This is a genomic window from Streptomyces sp. NPDC059169, from assembly GCF_042755225.1.
GTDB lineage: Bacteria > Actinomycetota > Actinomycetes > Streptomycetales > Streptomycetaceae > Streptomyces.
The window spans coordinates 159431-174778 of the sequence record NZ_JBHZCF010000009.1; the positions used below are offsets into that span (position 1 = coordinate 159431).

Sequence of the window (15348 nt, forward strand, 5' to 3'; positions counted from 1 at the left end):
CACGCGCCGCCCCCCGCCGAACTCGCGAGCAGCGGATTCGATCCGATAAGCCCGAGTTGACGTTCCGACACCCCAGGAGGGACGTTTCCGCAGGTCAGAAGCCTGCGCAGTGGGGCGGGCGGGACTCGAACCCACGGCCGACGGATTATGAGTCCTTTGAGGATCTTGGCGACCCTTGCCCGTCCACGCTCGTTCTTGACGTTTACGCAGGTCAGAAGGGATTTCGCATGTCGGCGCCCCTTCGTCTTTGTCAGTCTGTTCCTGTCCTTGCGTCCCGACTACGTCCCGACACCTCCCCGATTGGACGACTTCACCGGCCTGACGGGGACGTAGCGCCAGCTCGGCGAGGTGACTCGAACCCTGCCGCAGCGGATTTCCTTTCCAGCGCGCAGAGGCTCCGCCCCTGAACCGGGGCGGAGCCTCTGTGGCCGTTGTCGCAGGCCAGACGTGCCTCGTCTGCCTATCCAGCCGTCTACGCCTTGAGAAATTCGGCCTGAGCGGGACATTCATCACCGCGCGGCGAGGCGAACACGGGCGCTCTCAGGGTTCAGGCCTATTCGAAGATCAGTCAGGCTGCCACTCCGAACGAGTCTTCGACTGCCTCCATAGGCGGAAGTACCGGCCGGAGTTGCCGAAACACCAGCGCGCGTCTCGGCGCCGCCAAGCTTGTCACTCCTGGGATCGCCTGACGAGGCTTCATGATCGCGATTGATCAGACCATCCCCCGCGGACGCGGAGTCCACTGGACCAGCTCGCCACGGCGGCTCGCACGGACCTTCGAGGTTCGTCAAGACGAGCAGAGCGCGTAGGAGTTGGGGAGCCCGGGCAGAGTCGATGCGGAGCTTGGTGAGGATCCGCCAGTTCTTGAGGTGGGCGAAGCCGTGCTCGACCGGTGCCCGTCCCACGGCGAGAACGCGGTTGGCTTCCTTCTGGCCTGGGGCGAGCTTGTGGGTTCAGCTGGCGGTGTAGCCGGTGACGATCACGCGGTCGAAAATGTCGTTGTCCAGACCCCGGAAGCCGAGGTCGGCGGGGCGCAGGTGAGCCAGGATGTGGTCGTGGTGGGCGGCGGTGTTGTCGTGGGTGCCGCCCGGCCGGGCGGCGGATATCCAGATCAGGCGGCCCTTCTCGTCGGTCAGGGCGAGGAAGTACAGGCCATGGCTGCGCTGCTTGCCGGGGTAGTTCCGCCGGTCGGCCTTCCCGGTACGGCGCTGGGTGCGGATACGGGTGCCGTCGATCAGGACCACCTCGACGGCGCGTCGGCCGGGGCGGGGGCTGCGGACGATCCCCGCGAGCGCGGGGTCCACTCCTGAATCGCCATCCACCCGTCCTCGTTGAACGGGCGATCCCCGCGAGCACGGGGTCCACTTGCACTGCACTGGGGTCATGGCCCAATGCCAAGGACGATCCCCGCGAGCGCGGGGTCCACGGCTATGGCGAGGAGGGCCTGGTCGAGGCTGGCGGACGATCCCCGCGAGCGCGGGGTCCACAGCGGCGCGGACTGCTGGAGCTGGTCCAGCTCCGGACGATCCCCGCGAGCGCGGGGTCCACGGCCGAATCGTGCCCAGCATGGCGTGTATGCCTCGGACGGTCCCCGCGAGCGCGGGGTCCACGTTCTTCTCGCTGCTGACGGTCCTCTTCGGCGCGGACGATCCCCGCGAGCGCGGGGTCCACTTGCCGTGCCGTGGCGGCATGGTGATGAGGACCGGACGATCCCCGCGAGCGCGGGGTCCACATGCCGACGGGGGTGCCCGCCAGGTGCCGGACCGGACGATCCCCGCGAGCGCGGGGTCCACATGACCAGCCCCGGGATGCCCTGGGCGTGGGCCGGACGATCCCCGCGAGCGCGGGGTCCACTCGAGCGGAATACCTCACCCCAACTCCCGGCCCGGACGATCCCCGCGAGCGCGGGGTCCACCGACTGCATCGTGATCCTGTCCGCAGATCCCAAGGACGATCCCCGCGAGCGCGGGGTCCACGTCCCGCAGTTCCCGCAGGGCCACGGTCGCCTCGGACGATCCCCGCGAGCGCGGGGTCCACTACGCCTCGCCCGTCGACAAGGAGTCGTGGCGCGGACGATCCCCGCGAGCGCGGGGTCCACCTGCCGCAGCCGCGAGTGATCAAGCGCCTGCCCGGACGATCCCCGCGAGCGCGGGGTCCACCCCTCGGACCGGGCGTGGTCCGGGCGGCCCCGCGGACGATCCCCGCGAGCGCGGGGTCCACCCCTCGGACCGGGCGTGGTCCGGGCGGCCCCGCGGACGATCCCCGCGAGCGCGGGGTCCACGTCGACTACTACAAGGGTGTCCCGCCCGAGCGCGGACGATCCCCGCGAGCGCGGGGTCCACCAGCTCGTCGGGGATGTCCACAGTCGGTGCCCCGGACGATCCCCGCGAGCGCGGGGTCCACACCTTCGTGGGGTCGCACCGGGTGCCCTCGTCCGGACGATCCCCGCGAGCGCGGGGTCCACGATCAGCAGGGAGCTCATGCCGCCGCGGCCCTCGGACGATCCCCGCGAGCGCGGGGTCCACGTCCCGGGCGACCGGTCGTACTGCTCGACCAGCGGACGATCCCCGCGAGCGCGGGGTCCACTCCGGCGTATCGCAACAAGACGCCTCCATATCAGGACGATCCCCGCGAGCGCGGGGTCCACGACGACACACCGGGTGGCCGCGTGGAAGTGATCGGACGATCCCCGCGAGCGCGGGGTCCACGAAATGCCGGAGAGTATTCAACCGACGTACGTTGGACGATCCCCGCGAGCGCGGGGTCCACTGCTCGCGACGCTCCTCGCCGAGGGGCAACTCCGGACGATCCCCGCGAGCGCGGGGTCCACTCACCCCCGCCGCATGACGAAGCCGCCCCACCCGGACGATCCCCGCGAGCGCGGGGTCCACGGCTAAGAAGCGAGACACGGGTGCCGGCGACCCGGACGATCCCCGCGAGCGCGGGGTCCACGCCCACCGCACCCTGCGGACACGGCCGGTGTTGGGACGATCCCCGCGAGCGCGGGGTCCACTCGACCTCCTCGGCGGCGTCTTCCCGGTGCTTCGGACGATCCCCGCGAGCGCGGGGTCCACGACAAACCCCTGCTCAAGGGCTCGTTTGAACACGGACGATCCCCGCGAGCGCGGGGTCCACCGGGTCTCGAAGGCGATCTTGACGCGCTCCGGCGGACGATCCCCGCGAGCGCGGGGTCCACTTGCGCTTGAACTCCGTCAGCGCCGTGGAGGCGGGACGATCCCCGCGAGCGCGGGGTCCACGTCGGGAACGTCCAGCCGTTCGCCGTCTCCATCGGACGATCCCCGCGAGCGCGGGGTCCACTGGTCGAACGACCAATTTGACGGCTCCCTCACAGGACGATCCCCGCGAGCGCGGGGTCCACCTGGCGGGGCAGTTTCATGGCGCGATCAATTCCGGACGATCCCCGCGAGCGCGGGGTCCACACGCGTGCTGCGTTTCAAATGATGCTGGATCACGGACGATCCCCGCGAGCGCGGGGTCCACCTTGCGCAGCTCCTCCAGTAGGGCACGCTGCGCGGACGATCCCCGCGAGCGCGGGGTCCACGTAGTTCTGTGTCTCTTTGTAGGGCGGAACTCCGGACGATCCCCGCGAGCGCGGGGTCCACGGAGCTTGTCGAGACGAGACGGTTCGGACACATGGGACGATCCCCGCGAGCGCGGGGTCCACGGTCTTTTCCTGCCTCCCACGCGGCTGACTGGAGGACGATCCCCGCGAGCGCGGGGTCCACACCACCGTGGCCAAGCTGGTGTCGCTGAACGGGGGACGATCCCCGCGAGCGCGGGGTCCACGACGTCGTTTCACCCCCCGTTTCACCGGCCGGAGGACGATCCCCGCGAGCGCGGGGTCCACCTGCACAGCGGGGTGCACGAGGGAAGAGGGACCGGACGATCCCCGCGAGCGCGGGGTCCACCACGTCCCTCCTGAGCGTCGGCGAGCTCGCGACGGACGATCCCCGCGAGCGCGGGGTCCACGGCAAGCCAGTGACGCACGCCTCACGCAGCACGGGACGATCCCCGCGAGCGCGGGGTCCACCAGGGCAGGAACGGGCCCAGGAACAGGGGTTTCGGACGATCCCCGCGAGCGCGGGGTCCACGTACCGACGGATGCGTCAAGGATCGCCTCCGCCGGACGATCCCCGCGAGCGCGGGGTCCACGTGGCGGTGGCACTGGAGGCGTTCTGGACCCACGGACGATCCCCGCGAGCGCGGGGTCCACCGGCCCACCCGGTCGATGTCATCCCACCAGGCCGGACGATCCCCGCGAGCGCGGGGTCCACGCGGACATCGGATGACCGCAGAACCTCGCTCACGGACGATCCCCGCGAGCGCGGGGTCCACCCCTGCGGGGCCTGTCACGACGACGTACACACCGGACGATCCCCGCGAGCGCGGGGTCCACGGCGGTCCGGGACTGGTCGGTCTCGTAGAAGCAGGACGATCCCCGCGAGCGCGGGGTCCACCCTCGGTCCACCAGGATCCGGGGGCCGTTCGCAGGACGATCCCCGCGAGCGCGGGGTCCACACCTTGTTCGGTTCGACCCTCGGCGTGCCCAGCGGACGATCCCCGCGAGCGCGGGGTCCACGACATCCCTCGGTCGGTGGCGGTCGGTGATCTCGGACGATCCCCGCGAGCGCGGGGTCCACGTTCGGGACCCCGCTGATCAACGCGCGTATGTCGGACGATCCCCGCGAGCGCGGGGTCCACCACTGTGCCGCGGTGCGGACCACACCCCCCTCCGGACGATCCCCGCGAGCGCGGGGTCCACACTCTCTGAGCTGGGGCTTTATCGACCCAGGTAGCTGTTTTCGTTTAGTTGTTTTCGGGGGCGGGCGGAGAGGATCAGCCCGTCGAAGTCGACGGGCTGCCAACGGTCGCGGCCTGCGGTGCGGACAGCCCAACCCTGTTCGTTGGCGGCAGGTTCGATGAGGATGGCTTGGCCGTCGCCGATTCTGGTGGCTAGGAGTTCCCAGAGGCGGTCTCGGATGCGGCGACTGGGGTTGCCAACGAATACGCCGGCGCTGGCCTCGACCATCCAGCGCGTCAGGTGTCCGCGGAGGCCTTCTGGGGCTGCGATGAGGATGATGACGGTCATGGTGTCAGCTCGGCCTCGTTGATTTCGGGTCCGATGACCGCGATGTGGCTGTCGGTCATTCCATATGCCGAAAGATCCGCGTGGCTGCCGTAGTTGGTACTGCCTGCGACGGCGCCGAGGTGTTCGTCCCACAGCAGGTTCGCTTCGACGTCTTCGAGGTCCGTTCCTTCGGGGGTGAGGAGGTTCTTGACGTCGGTGACGATGCGGGCGAGGAGTTTGTCGCGGGCGATGAGGTCGCGGAGGCCGAGTCGCGCGTCGCGTTCTTCTGTAAGGCCTTGCGCGGCGAGGTCGAAGGCAAGCGGGATGGTGTATTCGGCCTTGTAGAGGTCGGCGATGTCCAGAACGAAGGACGTGGCTTTGCCGGTGTGGACGAAGCCGAGTCCCGGGCTGGCGCCGAGACCGATGATGACGGCGTGGCAGATGCCGTAGAGGGCAGCGTTGGCCGCCGATAGCAGGCGGTTGAGATCATCGCCTGCCGCGAAGGCGTCGCCGGCCTTGTAGACGCGGCCGTTCCAGGTGACGCCGGTTCGTGCTGCCTGAACGCGGTAGAACTTGCGGATGCGGGTGCCTTCGCGGCCGCGGAGTTGTTGCATGGTAAGGGTGGAAACGTCCTCACCAGGGAAGCGCATGCCGTACATGGTGCGGGCGACGGCGAGGCGTTCCTTGGGGCGGGTGACGAGCCAGGCCTGGCGGTGAAGGAGGCCGGCGCCCCGGCTGGGGCCGAGGCCGGCCGCGTACATGCGGACGCCTTGTTCGCCCACCCAGCACACGGTGGTACCGGAGTCGGCGAGCAACCGGATGGCCCCGTGGGTGACGCGTGTGCCGGGGCCGAGGAGCATGACGGCCACCATGGCCGCGGGAACCCGGACCGTTTGCCGCTTGTTGATGATGACGATGGCGTTCTCGTCACGGTCCAGGTGGCTCCGCTCCACGTAGACGCTGGAGACGCGGTCGACGAGGCGGTGCAGGTCCTGAGGATCGGCCTTCCACCAGATGTCGGGCACGGGTGGTCATTCCCTTTCGGCGAGCGGGGCGAGGGTGAGGAGTCCGCATCCGTAGGCCTTGGAGGGGCCGATGCCGGCCAGGAGGTGTTTGGTAAGCAGGGCGGGGTCCGTGATGCGCAGGCGCCCTTCGAAAGTCACGGAGTTCATGACGACCTGGGCTTCCTTCGTAGTAGCTGGCCCTTTGCCGAAGGAACGGCGTTGGCGGGTGGTGATGCGGATGTCGCGTGGGGGCTCGTCGTCGGCGTTGTGGGTTCCTTCCAGATGGGGGGCGGTGGGGACGTCGAAGCCCCACCGCGCGGTGCGAGTGAGGAACCAGTCGAGCTGGGCGGCGGCGGTGCGGTGGCCCAGGCGAAAGCCGCGCCGTCGGCCGCCGGCGTCGATGCGTGTCTGTTGACGCGCGGTGGGTTTGTCGGGGCGGTTGGTGTTCTGGACAGGGTTGGCGGTGAGGCGAAAGGCGAAGCTGCGGCCCGGTGCCAGCTGATGCAGGAGCGGGGCGTAGTCGCGTACGGCGTAGTGCTCGCCGTCGGCGCCGGGCCATCCCGCCTCTTCGACGAGGTGGGTCCAGTCCGGCTTGTCGGTCGTGAGGACGAACAGGTGGGGGCGGTGGGGGTTGTCCGTATCGAGCCGCCACAGGGTGCGTGCCTCTTCGGGCAGGCCGGGGAGGCCACCTTGGACGGCAGAGTGCATGGCACGCGGGCTGGCGAGGAGTTTGCGACTTTCGGAGCGTAGGGGGTTGATGCGAATACGGGAGAGGTAGGGCATGTCGGTCACCAACCCAGGAGGGCGAAGGGGTCGTGGCCGCCGGTGTTCCGTGGGCGGGCGGGGTCGGGTGTGAGGCCGGTGGGGGCTTGGAGGTAGGTGTGCCGAGTGCGTCGGGTCGTGAAGGTCCGGCCCCTGGGAGCGAAGGACAGTGGGACGTCGTCGCGGACTTCGTCTCCTGCCGGGTCGTCGAAGGTGGCGGGCAGGTCGATGTGGGCTGCGTCGCCGTTCTCGCGCCCCCACCGCTTGCGCACAGCGGGGGCGGCCTGCCAGAGCTCCGCACGCAGCACGTCCTCGAGCGATCCGGTGCGCTGCCCCAGGGACAGGGGCTGTGCGGGTACGCAGGAGCGGCGGCCCAGGGCAAGAGGGAAGGCGGGGTGGCGTACAGCGTGTTCAAGGGTGGCGATGAGGCCTTCGGGGCCTTCCACCGCCGCGAGGAAGATGGCGTCCTGGAGGTAGAACCGCTGGGTGATGTGTGTGTGCTTGGCGGGTGAGGTCGGCTTCTGCTGGCCCTTTGCGGTCACCGCGGCGGAGAGAAGCGGCTGGCCTCGGTAGTCGCTCACGGTGTGGTAATCGCGCAGGATGCTGCCGGGCTGGTCGATGCGGATGCCCAGTCCAAGCCCGGCAAGGTCGTCCAGGGGCGCGTAGCGCGAGCGGCCCGCGGCTGCGGCGAGGAGACCGACGACTCCGGATTTTGTGGGTTCGGGTCGGGTTTCACGCCGGTTGAAGGCGCTGCGGTCCCCCCATGACTGAATCGGGCCCGCAAGCCGGAGCAGGAGGACGGAGTTTTGGTCGGGGGCGGTCACGCCTGGTCCCCCAGGCCTGTGGTGATGCGGGCGCGCAGGGTGGTGCGCAGTTCGGCGAAGGTGACGGGTTCACCGAAGGCTTGGGCAAGAGTTTCGGCGGTGTCTTTGGTTCGGGGTTCGCGCGTGGTGAAGGTGTGGCTGGCCGCGCAGTAGAGCGGGGTGTCGCCCCATACGTGTGTGGCGGTGATGTGTTCCTCGGCGAGTCGGCGGGCGGAGTTCGCCTGGATGCCGGCTTCCGCTGGGACGGGCTCCTCAAAGGCGGAGACCAGGTTGACCGGCTGGTCGGTTCGTACGACGACCGCCACGAGGCTGGGCCGGGTGCGGTGAGCGAAGGAGTTCTGGTAGCCGGTGGGTGCGGACAGGGCGAAGCTGTCGACGAACCGGTCGAGGGCGTCGAGGGCGGCTTCGGTGTCACCGCCGAGATTGTCGGTCAGCTGGGCGAACCCGACGGTGGCGTAGCGGTAGAGGGTGGCGGAGTTGAAGCCGATGGTGCCGATCATTCCGGCACCGGTCTCGTCCTTCTCGTTCTGGTCGTCGACGGATGTGAAGTAGTCGAATTCGAGCTGCGTCTCGTGGGTGGAGAGCGCGTGGGCGACCTGTACGGCGGCATCGACGTTGAGCTTGGGGATGTCGGCGACCATCCGGCCGAACAGGGCGACGCCCACGGGGTGCCCGGTCGTGAAGGTCTCTGCGACAGGCAGTTCCTTGACTGCCTCGGCCAGGGCCTTTTCCTCCAGGGCTGCCAGGTCGGCGGCGCGGTCATTCACCAAAGCGGCGACCGCGTCGAGTTGGGCGTTGCCGTAGAAGAGGAGGTACGCGGTGTCCCCGGCTTTCTTGCCCTGACTCAGACCGAGCTGGCCGAGCAGGGCGGCGGCGATGCGTCCGGCGTTGTCGCGATCCAGGCCGGTGTTGCCCGAGATCCGGGTGACGAGTTCATTGGTGATGCGCTTGGTCCGGGTGGCGCGCTCGGGCTTACGGGTCTGGGCGTCGAAGTGCCGGCGGGATGCCCGCTTCCACGCCTGGGAGGAGACGCGGGAGCGACGGACTCCACCGTAGACGGCTTCCTTGGGGTTTCCCTGGTCGTCCCGGTTGAGGTTGGCGGGCGGGACGGTCTGGACGACGTGCACGTCGATGTAGAGGCGCTGGGTCATCGGTTGGCTCCGGGTCGTATGAGTGAGCAGTGCGCGGCCGACCTGCGGCCGGCACGCGCGAACGGATGGAGGGCGTCTGCAGGCGGACACCGGGCTTGCTGTCTGTCAGCGGCTGGATTGCGGAGGTGCCGTCTTCTGGGTCCAGGCGTAGTAGTCCAGGCCCCATCGGCGCCGTACTCGGTTGCGGGACTCGGGCCGGTTCCAGTGGAGGATGTCGGAGGCCAGCCGGTTGTAGTCGAGGGGCTGCTTGATGTCCCTGAGTTGAGTGACCAGGCCGCGCAGCCGGAGCTGGAGCGCCGGCGTCGATGTCGCGGAGAACGTCTGCTGGAAACGGGCGTCGACTGCCGCCTCGCTGGTGCGGTCGTGGCGCCGGAGCTCGAGCACGGCCCGCCCGAGGCCAACTCCGTCACGGTGCATCGGCCGGTCCTGGCTCTGCTGGTGCAGTCCGTAGAGAGCGAGCGCCATGTGTTCGGCCTCCTGCGCGGCCGAGACCTCCCCACGGCGCGCGGCGAAGTCGTCGACCGGACAGGTGTAGAACGGGAACATCTCCAGCACGGTTCCGGCGGGACGGCCCAGCCCCGCGCGCAGTACTGCTAGGTCCTCCCCGGGCGGGCGTTTCTCCGCGGCAGTGCCGGTCTTACGGCGCCAGGTGCCGTCCGCGGCGATGTAGCGGTGCCAGATTCTCTGCTGCGTATGGTCTTCTTCGGTCATGACCGTGTCCAGACGTGATGAGGGATTCTGTGTCACGAGGGCATGCGGGGTTGCCGTGGCCGGATTTGCTCCGGCCGGAGCATGGCGGGCTCACGACGCCTCGAAAGGGCCCCGTGGCGTGTCGCCTACTCGCCGTCGGGATTGGCGCTGTTGCTCCGAAGGGCGTCGGCCCGGTGGAGGATCTCCGCTCGACGCCTGAGGAAGGAGGCTTCGGCCAGCGGAACGCGATGCGTACGTTCCGGCTTTCCCTCTCCCTGGGAGGTGCTTCTGCCGGCGAACGCTCCGACGGGCACCGCCTGCAGGAGGCGGTCAGCGATCTCCCCGCTCCGGCGCCAGGCGAGTTGTTCCCATGCGCGCTGGCCCACTTCGATGCGCTCCAGGTCCTCCACCCCTCTGATTCCCGTCAACAACCGTCGCACCAGCGGATCCAGGGTGTGCAGGACGAGTTCGCCGGGGCGCTGCCCCTTGTCCCAGGGGATCGGTTCGGCGCCGAGCGCACGCCGAAGATCAGCTGATAGGTGATTGACCGCTGTGGCCAGGTGTTCTGCTTGTTCGGCTACTTCGAGGAGGGCGGAACGGACGTCACTATCGGCACCGAGCGCGGCGAGCGGCAGAGGCAGCGCGTCGAACATCACGTCGTCGATGACGGCCGACTGGCTGCCGTATGCGACGCCGAAGAGTTCCACACGCAGCGGATAGGCCTCGCCTAGCTCAGGCACGAGACCCCCGGCCTGGTCCAGGACCTTGCTCCTGGCGAACCCGCTCGTCTTCTCCCCGGCCTCTCGGGACTGCCGCTCGGGCGCCAGGAGCGCGTCGAGCCCACGCCATGCGGCCTTCCCCGGCTGGAGGCGCAATGGACGGCGCGGCAACGTGGTGCGGTCTTTGTCCTTCACCGAGTTCCGGCCGCCGGTCGGCTCCACGCGCCACATGGTGTGCGGCTCGGTCTCGGGCGTGTGCGGCATCCGGTCCCCCGCGGCGACCAGGACCCGGGTCACCCGCAGGCCTTCTTCGGTCGCTTCCGGAAGGAGCCGGATGCGCCGGGACTGCCAGGTCCACAGGTCCAGGAGCCCCTCGGGTGCTCGCGTCCGCCACTGGGGGGTGCTGGCCGGACGTGGGCCAGCGGGATCTCGCCTCTTCCACTGCGGCAGGTCGGTCGACGTCGGTGGTGCTCCGACCGGGATGTTCAGCAGCAGTGTCTCGAAGAGCGTTCTGCCGGCCAGCAGGGTGACGCCCATCTGCCCGAGGGGCCCGGTGTGGTTTCCCGTGGTCTTTCCTGCCTTCGCCTGCGAGTCGCCCATGGCGCCGGTTTTGATCCCTGCGGTGTCCCAGCACTGCGTATGCAGCAGCCAGTGCGCTGCCTGTGCCGGTGTCAGCGGGAAGGTGTGGCGCTCCGTACGCGAAGCGAACAGAGGTACGTTGTTGCCGGTAGCGGCGGTCGCGACGATCAGCCCGGCATTCTTCGTCGCGCCCTTCGTGGTGGACAGCCCGGCGACTTGGCCGAAGGGCTGCACCGGATCGAAGAGGTCGAACAATCCTCGGTGCGCGTCCAGATATTCCTGGAGCTTGAGACGCTGCTCCTGCGACCACTGCCCGGTGGAGTACCAGTTCATCCACTCGCGCTCATCCGCCGGGCGGCCCAGGGCAGCGACGATAAGTGGGAGCAGGACCTGCCGGAACACAGCCGGCTTCTGTGTGGGGATCTCCACCACCAGGTCGCCGAACTTGTGTGCCTCCAGCAGCGCCGTGCGCAAGGAGCGTTCCTGTGCCGGTTCTCCCGTGGCTGGCGGTAAGAGCAGCCAGGGATCGTCCGTCAGTGAGAAGCCATGAGTCATCAGCACTCCTTGATGGAATCTCTTATGTTTGAAGCTAGCAGTGGCGTCGGGACACCGGTGTGCTTTCTCCACAACCAGCTGAGAGGATTCGGGAGTTGACCCCGCCTGCGCACCGTGAGGTCCGCACTGTGGGGATGGTCCCCTCTTCTGTTTGCATCACAGATCGGGGTTCACGTCGTCCCCGCGCCAGTCGGGGTACCGAGCCGCCGGGCTCCGGCCCGGCGGCTCACTACGCCCACGGGACAACTGCCGACGCCATCGGCCCCGAGCCTCTACACCTGCCGGAGCCCGAACTCTTCGTCGTACGACACGGTGAAGTCGCCTACGCGGGCTGTGCGCGAGGCGTCCAGCACCAGAGCACGGCTCCGTCGCAACCACGGATGCCCGTGCCAGCCGGGCAAAGGTCCTAGATCCAGAGCCGGTTGTGAGAGCTTGGAGGGCAGCCGCACCATCGAGCCCAGTACCTCGTCCAGCACCTCCGGTGCCACATCTCCGTTGACGCTCAAGGCACGCCCCGTCAATGTCCGGAAGACCGCGTCGCCCTCATCGCGAACCACAAGAACGACCTCTACGGATTCGTCACCGTCACGCACCGCCGCTCGCAGCGAGTCCTCATCGCCGCCCGCGGTGGATCCGCCGTAGTGCAGACCAGCCAGTGTCCGGCGCTCGTGCTCACCATGCGGAGTCAGCAGGAACTGTCGCGCCACTTCGGCGCGGGTACGGTCCCGGTCGTTCTGCTCCCGGCTGGCAGCCTCGCCGGCCTCCTGCCATGCTTCGGGCAGCAGCGACGTATCCGTCCCGTACACGCTCTCCACCAGCCCGGGCACGTCTCCGGGAACCGACCACCCCTTGCCCGCACCGGGCAGTACGGCAGCGGTCCGCAATAGCAGATGGCGCCCGTAGATCATCTCGCTGGCGAACACGAAGGCCGGCTCACGGCCCTCACACTGCTGGAAACCGGTGACGAACGCCTTCGGCGTGCGCAGCGGTCCCGGGCGCCACGTGCCTTCGTGCCGGTGCAGCCTTCCAATGCGTTGTAGCAGGAGGTCGACGGGAGCCAGATCCGTGACCAGTATGTCGGCATCGACGTCAAAGGACTGCTCGGCAAGCTGAGTCGCCACCAGGATCAGCCGTCCGCCCGGGGGCCGCGGCGCCCGCGGACCCAGCAGACGCAGGCTCTCCTCCGTCAGGTCGGCACGCCGGGCAACCGTGAAACGAGCGTGCAGCAGCCGTACTTCGACGTCACCGAACCGCCCGCGCAGTTCCTCGTAGATACTCTGCGCCCGCGCAACGGAGTTGCGGATGACAAGCGCGGTCCCTCCGTCAGCGAGTTCATCCGCCAGCAGATCACCCACTCCGGTATCCGCCTCAACCTGCAGCCGCTCTCGTTCTGCACGCGTGGATCGTGCTCTGGGCATCGTCTCCGGTATCACGCGCACCGCCACGGGGAGGTCCTCGCGCCAGCTCTCCGTCGCGTCCATATGGAACTGCGCCTCCCCCGAGACGGGCAACCACGCGGCCGTGACACTCGGGTAGCCCTGCGGAGCCGGAACGTCCGCCTGGAACTCCTCCCGTGACGCCGCACCGGCGAGGTACGCCTCGAACAGCGCCTGCCGCTGAGCGGGGGCAAGAGTCGCGGAGAGAATGATCACGGGCACGTTCGCCTGACCTAGCCAACGCAGCGCCTCCGCCAGGAACTGGCTCATGTACACGTCACACGCATGGACTTCGTCCAACACCACGACCTTGCCCGCAAGCCCCGCCATCCGCAGCATCACATGCCGCGTACGGGTGGCCGCGTACAGGAGCTGATCGACGGTGCCCACGACGAACGGGGCCAGAAGCCCGCGCTTCGGCCCGAGGAACCACTCTGCGGGGGCCTTCCGCTCCTGCTCGCCGCACACTTCGTGCTCGACGCCGTAGGGGTCGTCGCCCATCCCGAACTCGTCGACTCCTTGAAACACCTCGTCCGCGGACACTCCCGCCTTCTCCAGCAGAGCTTTCCACTCGCGGTTGAAGGCCCTCTTGCCGTGCAGCAGTACCGCCCGGGACGGGAGGTCCGGGTCGATCGCCTCCAGCCACCGCCGAGTGCGAGTGAACATGGGATCGCTGGTCGCCTGGGTCGGCATCCCCACAAAGACACCGTCCGCCCCGAACCTGGCCGCCAGTACTTCCGCTGCCGCCTGACCAGCCTCCGTCTTGCCCTCCCCCATGGGAGCCTCGATCACCATCAGCCCCGGACCGCCCATGCTGCGCGCAGCATCGACAACCATGGCTTGCGACGGCCGCGGCGCGTATCCGAACCGGTCCTGGAACCCCTCGGGCACCGGAGCGTTCAGGGCCCCCCAGCCTCGCTGGAGTCCCAGTGCCGTCCACGCCGACGCCGCCCGTTCACGGGAAGCTTCCAGGCTCACCTGCCGCAGATCATCCATACCCCGGAAGAAGCGTTCGTCACTCGCAATCCAGTCCGCCATGACCACCAGACCGCTGAGCTGCAACTGCAGCGCCCTCGACGGGACCACCACAGGCTGCAACTCGACGAGACCTCCGACTCCCAGCTCCCGGGTGAACACATCCAGCACCGCATGCTGAACCTGACGCCAGAGCCCCCTCCCCCTCAACTGCCCCTTGGCTGTCCTGGGCTCCCGAACGTCCCCCAGCGACGGAAAGGCACCATGATGCCCCGCCACCAAAGGCCACACCCAGTCCACCTGCTCCGGGACCCACCCAGCCGAGGTCAACAACTCACGCGCCATCAACCCACCGGCCCAGTCGTGACGCCAGCGCCTCTGGCTCTTCACCCCCGCCACAGCAGCCGACTCGACCCAGGTCAGCCCCGACCGTCGCACCGCCTCCGCACCCTCGGACCACAGACGCTGATGGACCGGCGTCGCCTTCCCACAGTCATGGACCCCGCACAACCAGGCGAACAACCGCCGCCCGCGCCCCGGCCCACCGGCGATCGCATCCAGGGCCGACCGTGTCGAACGAGCAAGGAAGCCGTCCCACAGCAACTCGGCGACCGCGGCAGTGTCCAGGAGGTGTGCCATCAGAAGGTTCGTGGTGCCCGCGGCCCGTTCCCGCGACTTTCCCCACAACACTTCCAGGGCCCGCACGACAGAAGGCTCATACCGCTCATGCTGCTGATGTAAGTCCACCTGGCCTCCACGAACTCGTCCGAAGACCACCAGAGAATAGGGGCCACCACCGACAACACATCTTGACCTGCGAAAACCGAAGCCCATCCCCGGATACCGCAAATCGCAGGAGGTCGACACCAACACCGGTGTGAACCTTCAGGCCGCAGGGTCGACTGCCTGGTGTTGTGCAGCAGGGCGGCGAGGACCGGGTTCATGGAACCCCCGACTCCATCGAGGAGGCCGCCGAGATTGACGCCTATCGCGAGGCCGTAGTTCTGCCGTACGACACACAGGGTGTGGCGGCTGTGTTCGACGAAGGCGGCGACCTGGCGGGGACCTTTGCCAGCGAGAGCGGCGTCGGCAGTCTCCAAGGCGACGTGGGAAAAGCGCCCACGGCGATGCCGACGGCCAGTTGCAGCGGACCGTCGCAAGGGGCGGCGCTGCGGCTCCGGGAAGGAATCCGGCGTGCGCTTGCTCGCGCACGCGGCCCCGGCCCCGGCCCCGGCCCCGGGAAAGCAGTGCCCTGGCGAACCGACGGCCAGGCCGTCTGCGGATACACAGAGGTCGGCGCCGTTCACACAGGTGTCGGGCCGTTTCAGTACGGGTCGTTTTCCGGTGCGCTTCGATTCGACCGTGGCGGCATCTCAGCTGTCCCGGTGTCCCCCGACGATGGCGTCCCGCCGAGTGGTGTAGCCGATCAAGCCGGCGGAATCCGCAGGTCGCGGCCCGAATCGCCCTCGCCGGCGGCCCTGTTGGGGCTCGCCGAGCCGGGACCAGCGGTGATCGCACGACGGACCGGTGATCGGCTACACCACGACGGGGGACACGACCCCCC

General features: G+C 68.8%; 8 protein-coding genes, 1 pseudogene and 1 CRISPR repeat array. All 9 genes and pseudogenes read right to left on the reverse strand.

The annotated features are described in order from the left end of the window. Positions 1 to 509 precede the first annotated feature (509 nt). The 9 genes and pseudogenes from ACFXOM_RS18785 to cas3 all read right to left on the reverse strand — a co-directional run bounded on the left by ACFXOM_RS18785 (position 510) and on the right by cas3 (position 14423). Positions 510 to 1244, reverse strand: a pseudogene (locus ACFXOM_RS18785) (transposase family protein). 31 nt (positions 1245 to 1275) lie between these two features. Further along, positions 1276 to 4783: direct repeats of the CRISPR family, unit length 29 nt; unit sequence CGGACGATCCCCGCGAGCGCGGGGTCCAC. Between the two features lie 18 nt (positions 4784 to 4801). Beyond that, positions 4802 to 5110 carry a type I-E CRISPR-associated endoribonuclease Cas2e gene (gene cas2e / locus ACFXOM_RS18790; RefSeq protein WP_384946126.1) on the reverse strand — a complete coding sequence of 103 codons (309 nt, stop codon included), beginning with the start codon at positions 5108 to 5110 and terminating at the stop codon, positions 4802 to 4804. Next, positions 5107 to 6114 (reverse strand): type I-E CRISPR-associated endonuclease Cas1e, encoded by a 1008-nt coding sequence (gene cas1e / locus ACFXOM_RS18795; RefSeq protein WP_385038517.1) that lies wholly within the window; start codon positions 6112 to 6114, stop codon positions 5107 to 5109. The genes cas2e and cas1e overlap by 4 nt, the downstream gene beginning before the upstream one ends. A 6-nt stretch (positions 6115 to 6120) precedes the next feature. Beyond that, complete coding sequence (cas6e, locus tag ACFXOM_RS18800) at positions 6121 to 6876, reverse strand: type I-E CRISPR-associated protein Cas6/Cse3/CasE (RefSeq protein WP_385038596.1); 756 nt, start codon at positions 6874 to 6876, stop codon at positions 6121 to 6123. A 5-nt stretch (positions 6877 to 6881) separates the two neighbouring features. Next, entirely contained in the window at positions 6882 to 7679 is a 798-nt protein-coding gene (gene cas5e, locus ACFXOM_RS18805) for a type I-E CRISPR-associated protein Cas5/CasD (RefSeq protein WP_385038520.1), read from the reverse strand. Further along, entirely contained in the window at positions 7676 to 8830 is a 1155-nt protein-coding gene (cas7e, locus tag ACFXOM_RS18810) for a type I-E CRISPR-associated protein Cas7/Cse4/CasC (RefSeq protein WP_385038523.1), read from the reverse strand. The genes cas5e and cas7e overlap by 4 nt, the downstream gene beginning before the upstream one ends. A gap of 105 nt (positions 8831 to 8935) precedes the next feature. Continuing rightward, complete coding sequence (gene casB / locus ACFXOM_RS18815; protein WP_385038526.1) at positions 8936 to 9541, reverse strand: type I-E CRISPR-associated protein Cse2/CasB; 606 nt, start codon at positions 9539 to 9541, stop codon at positions 8936 to 8938. A gap of 125 nt (positions 9542 to 9666) precedes the next feature. Further along, complete coding sequence (casA, locus tag ACFXOM_RS18820; RefSeq protein WP_385038529.1) at positions 9667 to 11373, reverse strand: type I-E CRISPR-associated protein Cse1/CasA; 1707 nt, start codon at positions 11371 to 11373, stop codon at positions 9667 to 9669. Positions 11374 to 11645: 272 nt separating this feature from the next. After that, positions 11646 to 14423, reverse strand: a complete 2778-nt coding sequence (cas3, locus tag ACFXOM_RS18825) for a CRISPR-associated helicase Cas3' (protein ID WP_385038532.1) — start codon at positions 14421 to 14423, stop codon at positions 11646 to 11648. Between the last annotated feature and the right edge of the window lie 925 nt (positions 14424 to 15348).